The organism is Photobacterium aquimaris, from assembly GCF_002954455.1.
Taxonomy (GTDB): Bacteria; Pseudomonadota; Gammaproteobacteria; order Enterobacterales; family Vibrionaceae; genus Photobacterium; species Photobacterium aquimaris.
This window is the reverse complement of sequence record NZ_MSCC01000002.1, coordinates 897,128-911,940: the sequence shown is the minus strand read 5'-3', so window position 1 is coordinate 911,940 and position 14,813 is coordinate 897,128. Positions and strand designations below refer to the sequence as shown.

General features: G+C 37.1%; 14 protein-coding genes. 6 read left to right on the top strand and 8 right to left on the bottom strand.

Features of this window, described 5'->3' with window-relative positions; all coding sequences use genetic code 11:
• Positions 1–4: 4 nt before the first annotated feature.
• The gene (locus tag BTN98_RS14835) at positions 5–1,096 is read left to right on the top strand and encodes a GGDEF domain-containing protein (RefSeq protein WP_420874922.1); all 1,092 of its coding nucleotides are present in this window, start codon (positions 5–7) and stop codon (positions 1,094–1,096) included.
• A 314-nt stretch (positions 1,097–1,410) separates the two neighbouring features.
• Here the strand turns inward: BTN98_RS14835 and BTN98_RS14830 are convergent, their stop codons facing one another.
• Positions 1,411–1,920 carry a hypothetical protein gene (locus BTN98_RS14830; RefSeq protein ID WP_060998891.1) on the bottom strand — a complete coding sequence of 170 codons (510 nt, stop codon included), beginning with the start codon at positions 1,918–1,920 and terminating at the stop codon, positions 1,411–1,413.
• Between the two features lie 232 nt (positions 1,921–2,152).
• On the opposite strand from BTN98_RS14830, the gene BTN98_RS14825 reads away from it, so the two are divergent.
• Positions 2,153–3,109, top strand: a complete 957-nt coding sequence (locus BTN98_RS14825) for an SPOR domain-containing protein (protein WP_060998893.1) — start codon at positions 2,153–2,155, stop codon at positions 3,107–3,109.
• 223 nt (positions 3,110–3,332) lie between these two features.
• The gene (locus BTN98_RS14820) at positions 3,333–4,331 is read left to right on the top strand and encodes a D-alanine--D-alanine ligase (protein ID WP_060998894.1); all 999 of its coding nucleotides are present in this window, start codon (positions 3,333–3,335) and stop codon (positions 4,329–4,331) included.
• A gap of 66 nt (positions 4,332–4,397) precedes the next feature.
• Here BTN98_RS14820 and BTN98_RS14815 read toward each other — a convergent pair whose 3' ends face one another.
• Positions 4,398–5,363 (bottom strand): tyrosine-type recombinase/integrase, encoded by a 966-nt coding sequence (locus BTN98_RS14815; RefSeq protein WP_060998896.1) that lies wholly within the window; start codon positions 5,361–5,363, stop codon positions 4,398–4,400.
• Between the two features lie 176 nt (positions 5,364–5,539).
• Here BTN98_RS14815 and BTN98_RS14810 point away from each other — a divergent pair, with 176 nt between their 5' ends.
• Positions 5,540–5,890 carry a DUF3319 domain-containing protein gene (locus BTN98_RS14810; protein WP_060998898.1) on the top strand — a complete coding sequence of 117 codons (351 nt, stop codon included), beginning with the start codon at positions 5,540–5,542 and terminating at the stop codon, positions 5,888–5,890.
• A 50-nt stretch (positions 5,891–5,940) separates the two neighbouring features.
• On the opposite strand, the gene BTN98_RS14805 is transcribed toward BTN98_RS14810, so the two are convergent.
• Positions 5,941–6,465, bottom strand: a complete 525-nt coding sequence (locus tag BTN98_RS14805) for a putative ATP-dependent zinc protease (RefSeq protein ID WP_060998899.1) — start codon at positions 6,463–6,465, stop codon at positions 5,941–5,943.
• A gap of 96 nt (positions 6,466–6,561) precedes the next feature.
• Positions 6,562–7,167 carry an HAD family hydrolase gene (locus BTN98_RS14800; RefSeq protein ID WP_060998901.1) on the bottom strand — a complete coding sequence of 202 codons (606 nt, stop codon included), beginning with the start codon at positions 7,165–7,167 and terminating at the stop codon, positions 6,562–6,564.
• A gap of 121 nt (positions 7,168–7,288) precedes the next feature.
• Here BTN98_RS14800 and yciH point away from each other — a divergent pair, with 121 nt between their 5' ends.
• Entirely contained in the window at positions 7,289–7,612 is a 324-nt protein-coding gene (gene yciH, locus BTN98_RS14795) for a stress response translation initiation inhibitor YciH (protein ID WP_060998903.1), read from the top strand.
• A gap of 85 nt (positions 7,613–7,697) precedes the next feature.
• Here the strand turns inward: yciH and BTN98_RS14790 are convergent, their stop codons facing one another.
• The 3 genes from BTN98_RS14790 to cfa form a co-directional block, all read right to left on the bottom strand.
• Positions 7,698–8,969: a hypothetical protein gene (locus tag BTN98_RS14790; protein WP_060998905.1), complete on the bottom strand. Its 1,272-nt coding sequence runs from the start codon at positions 8,967–8,969 to the stop codon at positions 7,698–7,700.
• Between the two features lie 160 nt (positions 8,970–9,129).
• The gene (locus BTN98_RS14785) at positions 9,130–10,086 is read right to left on the bottom strand and encodes a patatin-like phospholipase family protein (RefSeq protein WP_060998906.1); all 957 of its coding nucleotides are present in this window, start codon (positions 10,084–10,086) and stop codon (positions 9,130–9,132) included.
• 85 nt (positions 10,087–10,171) lie between these two features.
• On the bottom strand, positions 10,172–11,317 hold the full coding sequence (gene cfa / locus BTN98_RS14780; protein WP_060998908.1) for a cyclopropane fatty acyl phospholipid synthase: 1,146 nt from the start codon (positions 11,315–11,317) through the stop codon (positions 10,172–10,174).
• A 536-nt stretch (positions 11,318–11,853) separates the two neighbouring features.
• On the opposite strand from cfa, the gene dtpA reads away from it, so the two are divergent.
• Positions 11,854–13,308, top strand: a complete 1,455-nt coding sequence (gene dtpA, locus BTN98_RS14775) for a dipeptide/tripeptide permease DtpA (RefSeq protein WP_060998911.1) — start codon at positions 11,854–11,856, stop codon at positions 13,306–13,308.
• Positions 13,309–13,370: 62 nt separating this feature from the next.
• Here the strand turns inward: dtpA and BTN98_RS14770 are convergent, their stop codons facing one another.
• On the bottom strand, positions 13,371–14,435 hold the full coding sequence (locus BTN98_RS14770) for a threonine aldolase family protein (protein ID WP_060998914.1): 1,065 nt from the start codon (positions 14,433–14,435) through the stop codon (positions 13,371–13,373).
• Positions 14,436–14,813 lie beyond the last annotated feature (378 nt).

Below are 14,813 nucleotides of genomic sequence, written 5' to 3'. Positions count from 1 at the left end.
TGATATGTTTTATCAAGGTTTTTATTTTTCAATGCCGATTAATATTGGTGATATTGAAAAAACAAGTTTGACTAAATATAAAGTAAAAAGCGAACGAATTCAATTTTCATTGCAGTTAGATCAGGCTATATTTGATTTAAATCGCTCTCAAGAACCTCAAAATGTAAAAAGAGCTATCGATAATATTAAGCGTATCGATACATATAATATTATTGGTTTAACCTCTAATACATTTGATTTGTACTCTGAACGACATCGAATAAATAAAAATTACCGCGAAATAATCAAAAATAAAAAACATTCACATTATATGCTAGCGGCTTCGTTAGTGTGTGGCTGTGATGGTGCAGTCGTTATTCGTGATGTTGATGGTAATGTTATTTTTAATAATGATCATTTTATTCGATTTATGGGGGTAGATTTAGTTGATATGCCAATTGATCAAGTGTGCGAGCAAGTTACTGACTACCGTACAACTTTACATGTAGAGAGTGAACTGTTGCAAAGTGACTCGTGTTTTATGATGTCAGATGAGGTAATGAAAACCAAAAACGGCATGGAGTTAGTTCATGTCTATAGGCAGAAAGTGTCTCATTTTGGTCAAAACTTTGTTGTTTGCTCAGTATATGAGGCAATCGATACTATTGTGATAGATGAACTAACAAATTGTTATCAAAAGAATTATTTATCTTCTAGCTATATGAAACAGCATAAGATTTTGGTTTTTATAGATTTAGATGGGTTTAAGGCGATTAATGATAATTTAGGTCATTGCATTGGTGATGAAATATTACGAGATTTTTCACAAACCTTGAAAAGTATGTTACGAGACTCTGATGTTATGGTGCGTTTTGGTGGGGATGAATTTATTATCTTATTGAATAGTCACGTTATGACAACAGTTCAACAGCGAATCGTGCAATTAAGAACAGATATTGAAGCTTATTTTTCTCAAAAAGATATGAAGTTAAGTTTTTCTTATGGTGTTGCCTCTTTACAAAATGGTGTTGAGGCTGCATTAAAGCAAGCAGATAATAGAATGTATCAAGAGAAGTCATTTAGGAAAAAAAAGCTGGATATAGTAAAACTTGCTTGATTTTATAAACGTGTGGTCGCTTATGTTTACCTATAAATTCCTGTTGGGTTTTATATTAAGTTGGTGATGATAGTGTGTCAATTAGAGGTGTTAAACAGCGGATTAAAATGATCCGCGCCAATATGAGGCTTATTTTTGGGCGCAAGGTCTGAATTTAAGTTTTTCTTATGGCATTGTTAGTATTGAAGATAACATTACGGTTGCGCTCGATAAAGCCGATCAAGAAATGTATAAGCAGAAATATGGACGCAAACACCAACTACAAGAGATCACTCAATCTTTTGTAGCTGGTGGATCAAAATGAAACAGGGCGGTTACACTTGGTAACGGCTCTTATCACCGATATCAAAATGTAGTGGCATCCGCCATTTACTAAAGGCTGCAAATGCAAGCAGTGCCGCTCCAACCATCGCGCATCCAATCGCGATATTCGCAACAGCAAAGACCAAGCAGAACCAAAATCCAGCCAATGCGATAGGTGTTAGTAGAAGAATTTTAACTTTAAAACAAAAATACTCTTTGATTGAAAGTGCGCTAAATACAAATAAAGCAGCACCTAATGCTAATGGTTGCCATAATCCTGACATAAACCAAATTGCAGCAAATAATCCAGCCCCTTGGATTAACCAGCGAAAGCGTTTGTCATAAATATGTACTGTCGTCGACGCTAATAAAGCGACCATAATAAGAAATGGGGTGGCGGCATCGGTTGTTGTGCCAATGACCGCCATGATAATAGCTGCAAGAGTGAACGCAGAACGATAAAGAATAACGGTTAATTTATCGAGAATATCAAGTTCGCATTTAATGTGTGGATCAGCCATTGAAGCTCCTAGGTTAGGGGTAAAATGCATAATAAAGAACGCCCGTCATATTATTGTTAGCGAAACGCAATTTATTGTGATCAAGATAACATAAATCGTTTTCGATTGATCTATCGTTATGAACTGTTTGATCGTAATCAAAAGCTACGGCAAACTATTGATAACTATCTGTCATTTAATTGTTTTTATGATTAGTACATCAAGATTCGGTTGGGAATAAGAGGGAATAAAAATGAAGAAAATTATAGCATTGAGCCTGCTGTCTAGTTTAGTCGGTTGTGCTCAATTAACGCCGCCTAAAATACCACTGCAAACGCCGATAGATACTATTAATACCACAAAAATGACGGATAATTTCTCAGAGCCAAAAGTTGTGGCTGAATTAGATGCTTCGGTTAAAACCGATCCTCTTTATCAATCGAGTGATTCAATCGCCGTTAGCGAACAGCAGCTTGAAGTACCAGCCCCCTCAGAGCCTGAAGTTGCAGTAGCCGTTGTCGAACCAGCTGCTGCACCAACCGTAGTAAACAATGATGCAGCTATTGTCACAGATAGCACTGATGCTGTAGAAGCGACAGATGCCGCACAGTCAAATCCAGCAGCAAGCATTGATAACGCTGAAGTTACGCCAGCAGCTACACCTTCAGAACCAGCTGCTGAACCAACCGTAGTAAACAATGATGCAGCTATTGTCACAGATAACACTGATGCTGTAGAGGCGACAGATGCCTCACAGTCAAATCCAGCAGTAAGCATTGATAACGCTGAAGTTACGCCAGCAGCTACACCTTCAGAACCAGCTGTTGAACCAACCGCAGCAATGACTGAGCCTTTATCAGAAACCACACCTGAAACAACAATGGCCGAGGAGGCTCTTCAAACCAATGAAGATGGCTATAAAACCGTTAATATGCATGGTTATAGTATTCAAATTACAGCCTCAAGAGATGAACCCTCATTAGTTGCATTGTTATCCTTATTAGAAAGTCAGCAGCCAGCATGGATTAATAAAAAAATGCTCAATGGCAGCCAAGTTTATACATTATTACTTGGTCACTATGCTGATTATGACCAAGCCAAAGCTGGTTTAATGTCATTGCCTCAAGTTGTACAAAACAATGGTGCATTTGTGCGTAACTTTTACGATATTGAGCACACAGGTTCGCCACAACTGAAACAGTTACAATAATTCAGTGTTTAACAGTATATAAGCGGTGGTTTTATCACCATTTGCAGCACAAACTTGGTGTGATTTAAAAATAATTCACGATATGATGAGGTTGAGGCTACATTCAGTTGGCTTTTTTGATTACTATAATCAACAGTGAATGCCTTGCTTTTTTTGACCTTGGTAGTCTCCAAGGTCTTTGTGATCTGCATTGTATTGTGATTGGTATAATTAAGGAACGATAATGAGTTCTATCCACGTTTTATTATTATGCGGTGGCGGTAGCGCTGAGCATGAAGTTTCTCTAGTGTCTGCAAACTTTATTGAACAGCAATTAAAAGCGATTGATGGCGTTAGCTATACACGTGTAGAAATGACAAAAAATGAGGGCTGGTTAGATTCAGACCAACATCCTTGCGAATTGAATTTGGATAAAACACTCTCTGTTGTCGGTGAGCAACGCATCGCAATTGATTACGTGATCCCTTGTGTGCACGGATTTCCCGGCGAAACAGGAGACTTGCAATCACTGTTTGATCTAGCAGGTTTACCTTATTTAGGTTGTGGTGCTGAAGCTAGCACAAATTGCTTTAACAAAATTACCACCAAATTATGGTTTGATGCGCTAAATATTCCCAATACTCCTTATGTGTTTTTGAGTGAGAACACAGAAGATGCTCACCAACAAGCTCAAGCAGCATTGGCTAAGTGGGGTAAGGTGTTTGTTAAAGCGGCATGTCAGGGCTCATCTGTAGGTTGTTACAGTGTAGCGGACACCGAGCAACTACGCGTTGCGGTTAATAATGCGTTTGGGTATTCAAACCAAGTATTAATTGAAAAGACCATCAAGCCACGTGAGCTTGAGGTTGCAGCGTATCAATTTGGTGATCAGTTAATTATCACCAAGCCTGGTGAAGTGTCATGTCCTGATGATAAATTTTATAGCTATGAAGAAAAATATAGCACTGATAGCTTATCAACCACACAAGTTGAAGCGCACAATCTAACAGCTGAGCAAATTGAAGCTATTCAGCATTATGCGCGTAAAGCGTTTGAGCAAATGAAACTTAAAGATTTGTCTCGAATTGACTTCTTCTTAAGTGAAGATGACGAAATTTTGCTAAATGAGATCAATACTTTCCCTGGAATGACACCGATTTCAATGTTCCCTAAAATGCTAGAGAACTACGGTCATAGCTTTACGGATTTTATTGAACTAGCGATTAAAAACGCAGTGAAGTAAACAACGTCGTAATCTAATGATAAAAAAGCCAACCTATAACGGTTGGCTTTTTTATTGTTACTGGTTTTATTTAGTATTTTTATCAGCAAATTTCTTCAGAGTGTTATCGCGTTTAGCTCGTTGACCAATATATTGAGCTGGCATAGCAGGGCTGAGCCACCGACCTTGATGCTGAATTTGATGAATAGATAGCCCTGCATCGGCTAAATCTTGGCTAGCACCGACTCGTGGTGATTGACCTGAGAATATGACATCCGTAGGAAGCTCTAGCTCTTGGCTAGCACGTCTAAAAATACGATAAATAGAAGAGTGATCGAGAGGGTTGTCGCCAATATTATTGTGTCTATCTATACGGCGAAACACAAACCCGCTATCAATCATGGATAATGTTAGCCACCGATTAACGGCACTCGAAGCAACCTCACTGAGCCCGATTAAATTATCATTAATGCATAGAGTGATAAGACCATCTTGTGCAACCTCAATATCATTAATGGTTAATGCTGTGACTTCTGAGCGTTTTAACATTCCTTCAAAGGCTAACGCCCAAATCGCCATATCACGTACATCCTTGGCTTTAGTTGAGCGTATAAATGACTCAAAAAGGTCGTGTAAGTGGTTATCACGAAAGGCATGAGCGTTAGTATAATCATCATGCTTATCAAGACGTTGTTTGTGCATAGCGAGCTTTATTTCACTACTTAAACACGGATTAGGTAATGCATGACAACGATGAACTAAACCTATAGTGACAATGTAACGTTTTAGGCTGGCTAATTTGCGGGTTTGTGCCATTTTTTCAATATAACGGTGAACAATTTCCGCAGATGCCGGTAAAGGTGATGCATTATGCTGTGAACAAAAGACTAAAAAGTTATTCCAATCGTTCTTAAACGCAACCAGAGTATTTTTAGCGTATTGTTGATGGGTTAAATGTTGCCAAATACTGATTGACTCAGCGACATTGGAGAAATCGGTAATACTGGCACTGCGGATTTGGTCATCTTCAATAATGGTTATTTTCTTTGCCACAACAACACCTAATGCACTATAACTTTATATGACTTTAATAATAACAACGAACACTGAAAAACGAAAGAATAATCATAAAAAGCTAGCATAGACACTCAAGTGTTATTACTATGTAACTAGTTTAACATGCTGATTGTTAACGAATGTAACGGCTTTAATCAGGTAGGAAATAGACAATGAAAAAACGCCTTTTTCATCGTGGTTATATTATTGAAAATAGTACTGGGTTAACTTCTGATTGGAAAGCTGTCATTAATGGACAAGCTGTTCAAGGGATGTTGGCTAATGTAAAAAAGAGTGTTAATTGGTGGTGTGATACTAAGGCGTTTATGCCGCCAGAACGTTTTGCGTCACATGAAAGCAAGACAAGCTCATTAACTACGGTGAGTGCTGAGAATTATCGTGGCATTGTTTTAAAAAACGATAATGGTAAAGCCAATGAGTGGTATGCAATTGTACGAGGTCAATTACTGAAAGGTGATATCGTTTCTATTAAAAAGTATTTAGATAAAATACTGCTCGTTTAAAAAACAGTGCCTATTTAGGGTAGGCACTGTTTAAATTCATTATTTAATGATTAATCATCGTCATCACTTTTTGATACATCAACGAGATATTTACCGTCAAGCCAGTTACGTCCAATCAACAATTTATATTCTAGTTTTTTACGATCACGTAAGTTAACCGGAATTGCGTGGCTCTTACCATTCCAAATCAAATCCATAACAATGGCATAACGACGTTCAACACCTTGAGCATTACGTATTCTACTGATTTTAATGATTTTTCCAGTATGTGTTTCTTCCTGTCCTCGAGCATTAGCTGTTTTAAAACTGATCATTTTACCTAAGTTTTCACGCCAGCTATCTTTATTATTACTAGGGTTATTATTACCGTCAATCACATGTAAATCATAAGCATTGATTGATGTTGTATTTGCGCCGGTATCAATGCGTGCTTTGAAATCCATATCAAGATCTTTAACATGAATGGTTTCAATCGGCCCAACAATGTATTTACCATTACACTCGTTGGCAGCGTAGCTCATGGTTGATACAGTTGCTGCTGCAACTAAAATGGCAGAAATAAAAACTTTTTTCACATAAACTCCTGATATTATTAGCTCTTCAATATAGATAATAGACTGAGTTATGATAACTATTTTCAATTTTATGTAAAATCATTCAATAATTATTATTTAATGTAGAAGAAGTTGTTTTTCTATCTGCTGAAAACAAGTCGGTGTTTGATTGAATTGAACAGTGTTAAAGCCCATTTCAGTGGCAATTTTAATATTGTCGTCGTTATCATCAATAAAGAGGCTTTCGTGAGGGGTTAGCTGATAGCGTTCACACAGTCGTTCAAATATTTCTTGTTCTGGTTTCATGACTAATTCTTTGCCTGATACTAAGCCACCATCAAAAAATGAAATAAAATGGTGCTTTTCATAGAGAGTATCAAAAAAAGCGCTGCACATATTTGTCAGATAATAGAGGGAATAAGGCTGCTTAGTAAGTTTTTGAAACAGTATTTCAGTTTGGTTTATTTTTGTGAGGCTATGTTGAATATGAATAATAAAATCTTCTATGCGCTGCGGAGGGATTTGTGTACGCGCTGAGAATTTAGGGATCACTTCGGCAATAAGCATTGTTCCGCGATCAAGTGATAACCAATCAGAATGTTGCAGGACATCTCGCAGTAAGATATCGCGTTCAGGTTGTGATATCGTAAAACTATTAACAATTTGAAGTGGATTCCACTCAAATAATACTGCACCAAAATCAAAAATCACATTATGAATCATAAGATGTTCCGTTAGAGTACCATTTATTGATAGTATTGCTTCATGAGTATTTCGCAAGATTGATGTGTTAACTTTTAATGTTATTCACACAATCAAGCAACCAAGTGAGATAGATTGCACAATGAGTGATAATAATCGTTTAGTTTTCTCAACCGAAACCGGTCGAATTAAAGAAGAAAAAGTACAACCAACACGCCCAAAAGGTGATGGTATTGTTCGTATTCAACGCGAAACAAAAGGGCGCAAAGGCAAAGGTGTTTGTATTGTTTCTGGCCTTGATATTGAAGATACTCAATTGAAACTGATTGCTGCTGAATTAAAAAAAATATGTGGCTGCGGTGGCTCTGTTAAAGATGGAAAAATCGAAATTCAAGGTGATAAGCGTGATGTGATTAAAGCGCATCTTGAAAAGAAAGGCCACACAGTTAAATTGGCTGGCGGTTGATTGGCAACATAGAGTCTTAGTGATTCATTATCATAGAACATAAAAATCAGGCAGTAGCGTTAATATTACTGCCTGATTTTTATGTTTATTCAGAACAACGCTCGTCGATCATCGCTTGAATATGTGTGCCATAGAAGGTTTCATCACCAACCCAATTTGCTGGTTCTGCACTACTTGGCATCGTTTGATTAGCCGCATTTCTCAATAGCACATTACAATAATTGAATGAAAGTGCGCCAATTTCATGGCACCCCGCACAAGCACCATCCCCACGTTCTGCATAAGCTGGAGGATTTGTCCACCCTTGAGAAGAAACCGGCTGATAGCGCACATTGGGATCAATATCGTGATCTGCAGAGATGTCAATAGCGGTACCAGGATGAATTAAGAAAACATTTTTACCTCGATGGCAGCCAGTACAGTCTTCTGCAAGTGTATTACCATTTTGAATATCAGTAATATTAAAGGCTAAATCATTGCCGCCGGTTATTCTGGTGCCAGTTTCGTTATCTATATTATCCCAAAAACAGGCTTTACCCGTTGTTTTGCTTTGACAAATAATACCAAGAAATTGGATAAATTCGTCGCCTGTAGTGTCATTGACGACCCAGCGGGGTAATGCCATACAAGCACCTGGCACCGTGGAACTTTTATAGGCGTAAACCTCTGTTCTATCGCTGTCTAAAAAATCGGTGGTGGCGGTGCCTTGATGAACCCATAGAGCTGATCCCCAAGCTGGCGGAATAGGTACATCATTTTCACGACATGTTTCAATGTAATCGTCAGTTTCTAGAGGAGGGATCAAAATTAAATGGTTCAGTAGTGAACGTTGAGAAAGTAAATCAAGCAGCCACTGATAATCTGTTATACGAGTTAGTGGGAATAAACGATGGGTATGATGGCGAAATAAACGGAAAGCGGGAAAGTACTTATCTTGTAGTTGCGGTTTAGTACTGCTAATCATGGCATCAATCAAAACATTATTGAACAGTACTTTTTCGATATCAGAAGATTGCTTTATCTGTGCAAAATCGGATTCTATTTCCATAAACTCTTTTTGTTGATCATTACTCAAATTTGGCTTTAATTCTTCCATAAACGCCTTTTGCATTAGTAATACCTGATCTTTATCTATATTGAGTTTATTACCACCAGCATCATAAAGTGATTCATAGTAACCATTTGAGATATCATTGACTTTAAATTTAAGGTCGGGTTGAGATTCAGGGGGTTGTTCTAATTGAGGTTGTTCAGACGTAACATCATCAGGTATTTCTTTAGTATCATCGGCGCTATCACCACCGCATCCTAAAAATAACACTGAAGACATTACAATCATGAGAGAGTTTATTTTCATTATTTGACTCTGGTGACTTAACAATCGTAGTCAAATTATAGATACCTCAAATAGCATCGTTTTTCATTTATAAGAATGGAGAACAACTAAGCCATTATAGCGTAACGATAAAAACGAATAGGTTATAGCCTATCCGTCTGTTTATATTGAAAATAACTAATTAAATCGCCGCTGATTCTTTTTGGGCACATGACGTATACGGGCAGTAGTTGTTCATGGTTTTTAGAAAATACAAACCCATTTGATGTCCTAAATCATAATCATGGTTAAGTGCATTGATATCACTGCCAATTAATTTTGACTCTAAAGCCTTGTGTGGGTAAATCTCATAAATATTGACATCATCAGGAGGATTATTGATGAAGTCTTCACTCTCATTGTATTTTTGCTCATGTAATAACAGCATATCAATGAAAGCTGCTGCTTTGGTATGTGTTAATCCACGCTTGAGAGTTTTTAACCATTGGTGGTTTGCATTCAATCCAACTGGATTGGTACGAATGACAACAATGTTTTTATAACCACGATCATAAGCTTCTTTAGCTGGAATTGGTGCATGTAAGCCACCATCAACCCAGTATTGTTCATCAGAATAAATCGGTTGACGGTTTAAAAGGGGAATAGCACACGATGCCTTTAACTTTTGATCCCAATCATTAGCGTTTAGGTCAAAAAAAACTGCTTGATTGTGATCTAAGCCTGATGCTGTTGCTAACACCGTACGGTTGATCATATTCTTACGGCCAGTATGCCAATCTAATTTTAATTTAGTTTGGGTTTGTTCTATCAACCAATCGAGATTCATACCACCGCGAGCAGTAAATAATTTAGAATAACTAAAAAACTCACGGGTTGTGGTTATTTCAGTAATAACACGATAAGCATGCTTAGGTTGTTGACAAATATAAGATGCAATATTTAGAGAGCCTGCTGATGTACCAATTAATAATGAAAAAGGATTAAACTCTTTCTCAAGAAAAGCATCTAAAACACCCGCTGTAAATATACCTCGCTGTCCACCACCTTCGGTAACAAGTGAAATATCTTTTATGTTGTTTTTTTTGAAATATAATGGCTCAATATTATGCTTACAATAAGAGATATGTTGACCTCTCATAATATTTATCTCCAACTCACATGTTTAATATAATGTGAGGAAAAATTCGCTGGCATATTCATAACTAAAGTATGCCAGCGATAAATTAAGCTGCACGAACATTAACTGGAAGATCTGCACCAATTTTAGTTAGCGCTATTTGCCATAAGCTAATATCACGACAGCGGAATGCACCTGCACAGCTTAATAAATAGAAACGCCACATTCTGTAGAACGTTGCATCGTAATTTTTATAAATTTTGAACCAGTTCTTTTCAAATCTTTCACACCACGCCATGAGTGTTAAATCGTAATCTGGACCAAAATTATGTACATCTTCAATATTAAATTTGTTTTCAACAGAACCACTTAATTGTGCGAGTGATGGAATAACACCGTTAGGGAAAATATATTTATTGATCCACGGGTCGGTACCATCTTTAGAGGTTGGGCTACCAATAGTGTGTAATAAGAAAAGACCATCATCAGCTAAAAAGCTGTTAGCACATTTGAAATATTCATCATAATTTGATGGGCCAACATGCTCAATCATACCAATAGAAACAACACGATCATAAGGTTGATCTGGCGTAAATTCACGATAGTCTTGCAAAATAATTTTAACCGGTAGTTTCTTCTTATCTGCAACCTCTTGGCCTAGCGCCATTTGCTCTTTTGATAAGGTTAAACCATCACAAATCACACCGTATTTCGCTGCAGCATAGTTCATGAAACTTGCCCAACCACAACCGATATCAAGTAAACGCATACCTGGTTGTAAATCTAACTTGCGACAAATTAGATCCATTTTATGTTCTTGGGCTTGGTCTAGTTTTTTTGCATCTTTCCAATATGCACAGGTATATGCCATACGCTCATCGAGCATATTTACAAATAAATCGTTACCGATATCGTAGTGGAAAGGTACATCTTCTTTAACACGGTTTACTGCTTGTGGGTTGATTAAGTTTTTTAATTTAGTCACACCATAATTAGCTGCAAACTTAACTTTATCTATTCCCGATAGCTTATCTTCTATATTACTGCGAAGTAACTTACTAATTAGGATATCAATGCGTTCACAATCCCATAAACGATCCATATAACCTTCGCCAAAAGCGATCGTGCCATCTAATAAAATATTATCAAAAAGTTTGTCATCATTAACAGTAATATCCCATGGGCGAGTACCATTAATTTCAATATCAGCTTGCTTTAATAGGTCACGAAATAATTCTTTATTTTTAGGCATAATATACTCGATTATTTGTTTTGAAAAATAGCTGAATAAAATTCATACCTACTAAATTAATAATGAAATACAACAATTAGATGTGGTATATAAAAGTAATATATCAATCATGTTTTCATTATGTTTGAATAGTAATAAATTTAGTCTGTTAAATATATTTTATTCTTCTTAATTACTTATTTAGTCATACTTAATGTGAGCAATAAATTACATGCATCATTATGTAAATAACCTCTTACATGTTTATTTAAGTATTTCCTTTTCTTGGTAAGTACTATATCGCTACATCAGTTAGCTTAATTTAGATTATTTGACAAAAAATATATCAAAACGGACATTTTTTAATATGTACTCTAAAAACGTACTTATTTTAGTAAAAACTAACTATCTCAACTGCATGGCATTCGCACATAAAATTTACAGAAACTGAATAGGGTTACATGAGATTGCATTAAGTTTTTGGATAAGTCTCATTAGTCGATATTGAAGGATAACGTCTACTATTAAAGCAATTGCGCCTGATTAAGGAAGACTGTATGTCCGATGTAAATGTATTTAAACAACCTAAACCGTTTTATCTCATATTCTCGATAGAGTTTTGGGAGCGGTTTGGCTTCTATGGCATGCAAGCCATTCTTACAGTGTACCTTGTTAGCATTCTTGGAATGTCTGAATCAGAGTCGTTTACATTATTTGGTGCTTTTTCTGCATTGATTTTTGGTTCTGTGGCGATTGGTGGTTGGGTTGGCGATAAAATCCTAGGTACGAAACGTACCATTACGCTTGGTGCATTTATTCTAACGATCGGTTATTCGTTATTAGGGATCTCAGCGGCGGGAGAGTTTGGGGGTAAAGAGCTGCTTTATATAGCAATGGGTTTTATTACCATGGGTAATGGCTTATTTAAAGCTAACCCTTCAAGTTTGTTGGCCAAAGTCTATGAAGAAAACGACCCTCGCCTTGATGGTGCCTTTACCATGTATTATATGGCGATTAACTTAGGTTCATTTTTTTCAATGCTATTAAGCCCTTGGATAGCAGAAAAAATGGGCTACGGGATGGCATTTGGTGTTAGTGCGGTAGGCTTACTCATTACAATGATTAACTTCATGGTAATGGGGCGCATTGTTAAAAATATTGGTTCTAAGCCCGACATGGTGCCAGTGAATAAACTTTACTATGCGGCGGTTGTGGTTGTAACGATTCTATTGAGCTTTTTAAGTGCGGTGTTATTGCAACATCTGTTCTATGCACATGCAATTTTAGTTGTGGTTGGCATTATCATTGTGTTTGTATACTTCAAAGAGGCGTTTAAGTCCAAAGGGCTTGAAAGATCGAAGATGTTTGTTGCCTTTGTATTAATGTTGCAGGGTGTGGTGTTCTTTGCTTTATATTTCCAGATGCCGACTTCGCTTAACTTCTTTGCTATTCATAATGTTAGTCATGATTTATTTGGGGTTAAAGTTGAACCAGAGCAGTTTCAAGCGTTAAACCCATTTTGGATCATGGTTGCTAGTCCATTATTAGCCATTCTTTATAATAAACTTGGTGAACGATTTGCAATGCCATTTAAGTTTGCCGCTGGAATGGTGTTATGTAGCCTAGCGTTTTTGATTTTAAAATACTCAACAGGTTTTGCTAATACCCAAGGGATCATCAACTCAAATTGGTTGGTCGTGAGTTATTTATTACAATCAGTGGGTGAGTTATTAGTTTCAGGCTTAGGGCTGGCGATGATTGCACAGTTAGTACCACAACGAATGATGGGTTTTGCGATGGGAATGTGGTTCTTAACGTCGGCAACCGCCGCAATTTTAGCTGGCTGGATTGCGAGTTTAACAGCCGCACCGAAAGGAGTTATCGATTCTAATCAAACTCTTGTGCTATATGCCGAAGTATTTGGTGAAATAGGGTATGTAACCGCAGCGATTGCTGTTTTTACATTGCTTATCGCACCTAAGTTAACCCGCATTATTCAAAACAAAGAATAAAACAATCAACAGACGATAGTTAATAACGGCAATCAGTCACATGATTGCCGTTACTCTTTTAGTTACTTATCGCTCGTTGCTAATACTGCAATAAAGGCATCAATATCTTCAGCTTTAGTCGCAAAGTTAGTCACTAAACGTGCAACACCGTCGCCCCAGCGATTAGCTAAAAACTCAAACCCATGTTCATGCAAGGTTGCAATTGTTACTGGTGACATTTTACAAAAGACAATATTTGTTTTAGAAGGATGCAATAGCTCTACACCTTCAATTGCGCTAATACCGTCACGCAGTTTTGTTGCCATTGCATTGGCATGTTGGGCATTCGTTAGCCATAAATTATCGGTAATGTAGGCATCTATTTGTGTTGATAGGAAACGCATTTTAGACATTAAATGTCCAGCACGTTTACGACGATATTCAATTTCATTTTTTAAGCTAGTATCAAATAGAACAATCACTTCAACACCAAAGGTACCGTTCTTAGTCGCACCAAAAGAAAGGGCATCAACACCTGCTTTCCAGGTCATTTCAGCAGGAGTACAGCCTAATGCATCGATAGCATTAGCAAAGCGTGCGCCATCCATATGGTATTTTAAATTATGGCTCTTACACACATCACCAATTGCACGAAGTTCATCAAGGGTATAAACGCTACCGGTTTCAGTCGCTTGAGTTACACTAACAACTGCGGGTTGAACTGTATGCACATCACCAATTTTTAACGAAGCGCGTTGGCTAAGTTTGATAGGGTCGATCTTACAATCATCACCGTCGATAGTTAGTAGCTTAACGCCATTACTGAAAAACTCCGGTGCACCACATTCATCGTTATTAATATGACTGTTTGGGTGACATAGCACCGCGCCCCAAGCAGGAGACATTGCAGCTAAACATAAACTATTGGCCGCCGTACCTGTTGGTACTAAAACCACCGCAACGTTAGTTTCAAACAACTCGCTCATTTTGCGATCAAGCTGTAACGATAACTCATCATTACCGTAAGGTGTTGCATCACCAGCGCTAAATTCAATTAAATGCTGCAATATTTGTGGTGAAACACCAGCAATATTGTCACTGGTTAAGCCAATGGTTTTCTTAGGTGTCGCTAAAGATGAGTGTGTCATTATCATGTAGCCTTAATATCGATTGAGTTATCAATATACTCAATTTCATGACGAAGATAAGCGTTTTTATTGTAACGGAAAGTTTTTCCTACAGCGGCTTCCAAAATTAAACCATCCCAATTCGCTAGCAACGTCAGTTATAGATTTGAGTAATTAACGCTGAATTTAAGTACCAAGCAAAATGAAATGTGCGGCAGTATTTAAAGTCAGTGTTAATTACCTATTTTATGGTAAATAGCAAATACTGTTAAATAGACAAAATTCATTGATGGGTGAGAACACTTATAGACTTAATAATCAATTAACTAGCTTAGTTTATAGCATGGTATAAATATCCGATATCCTATTTAACATAAGGTACATAATGCGCACTAAGGT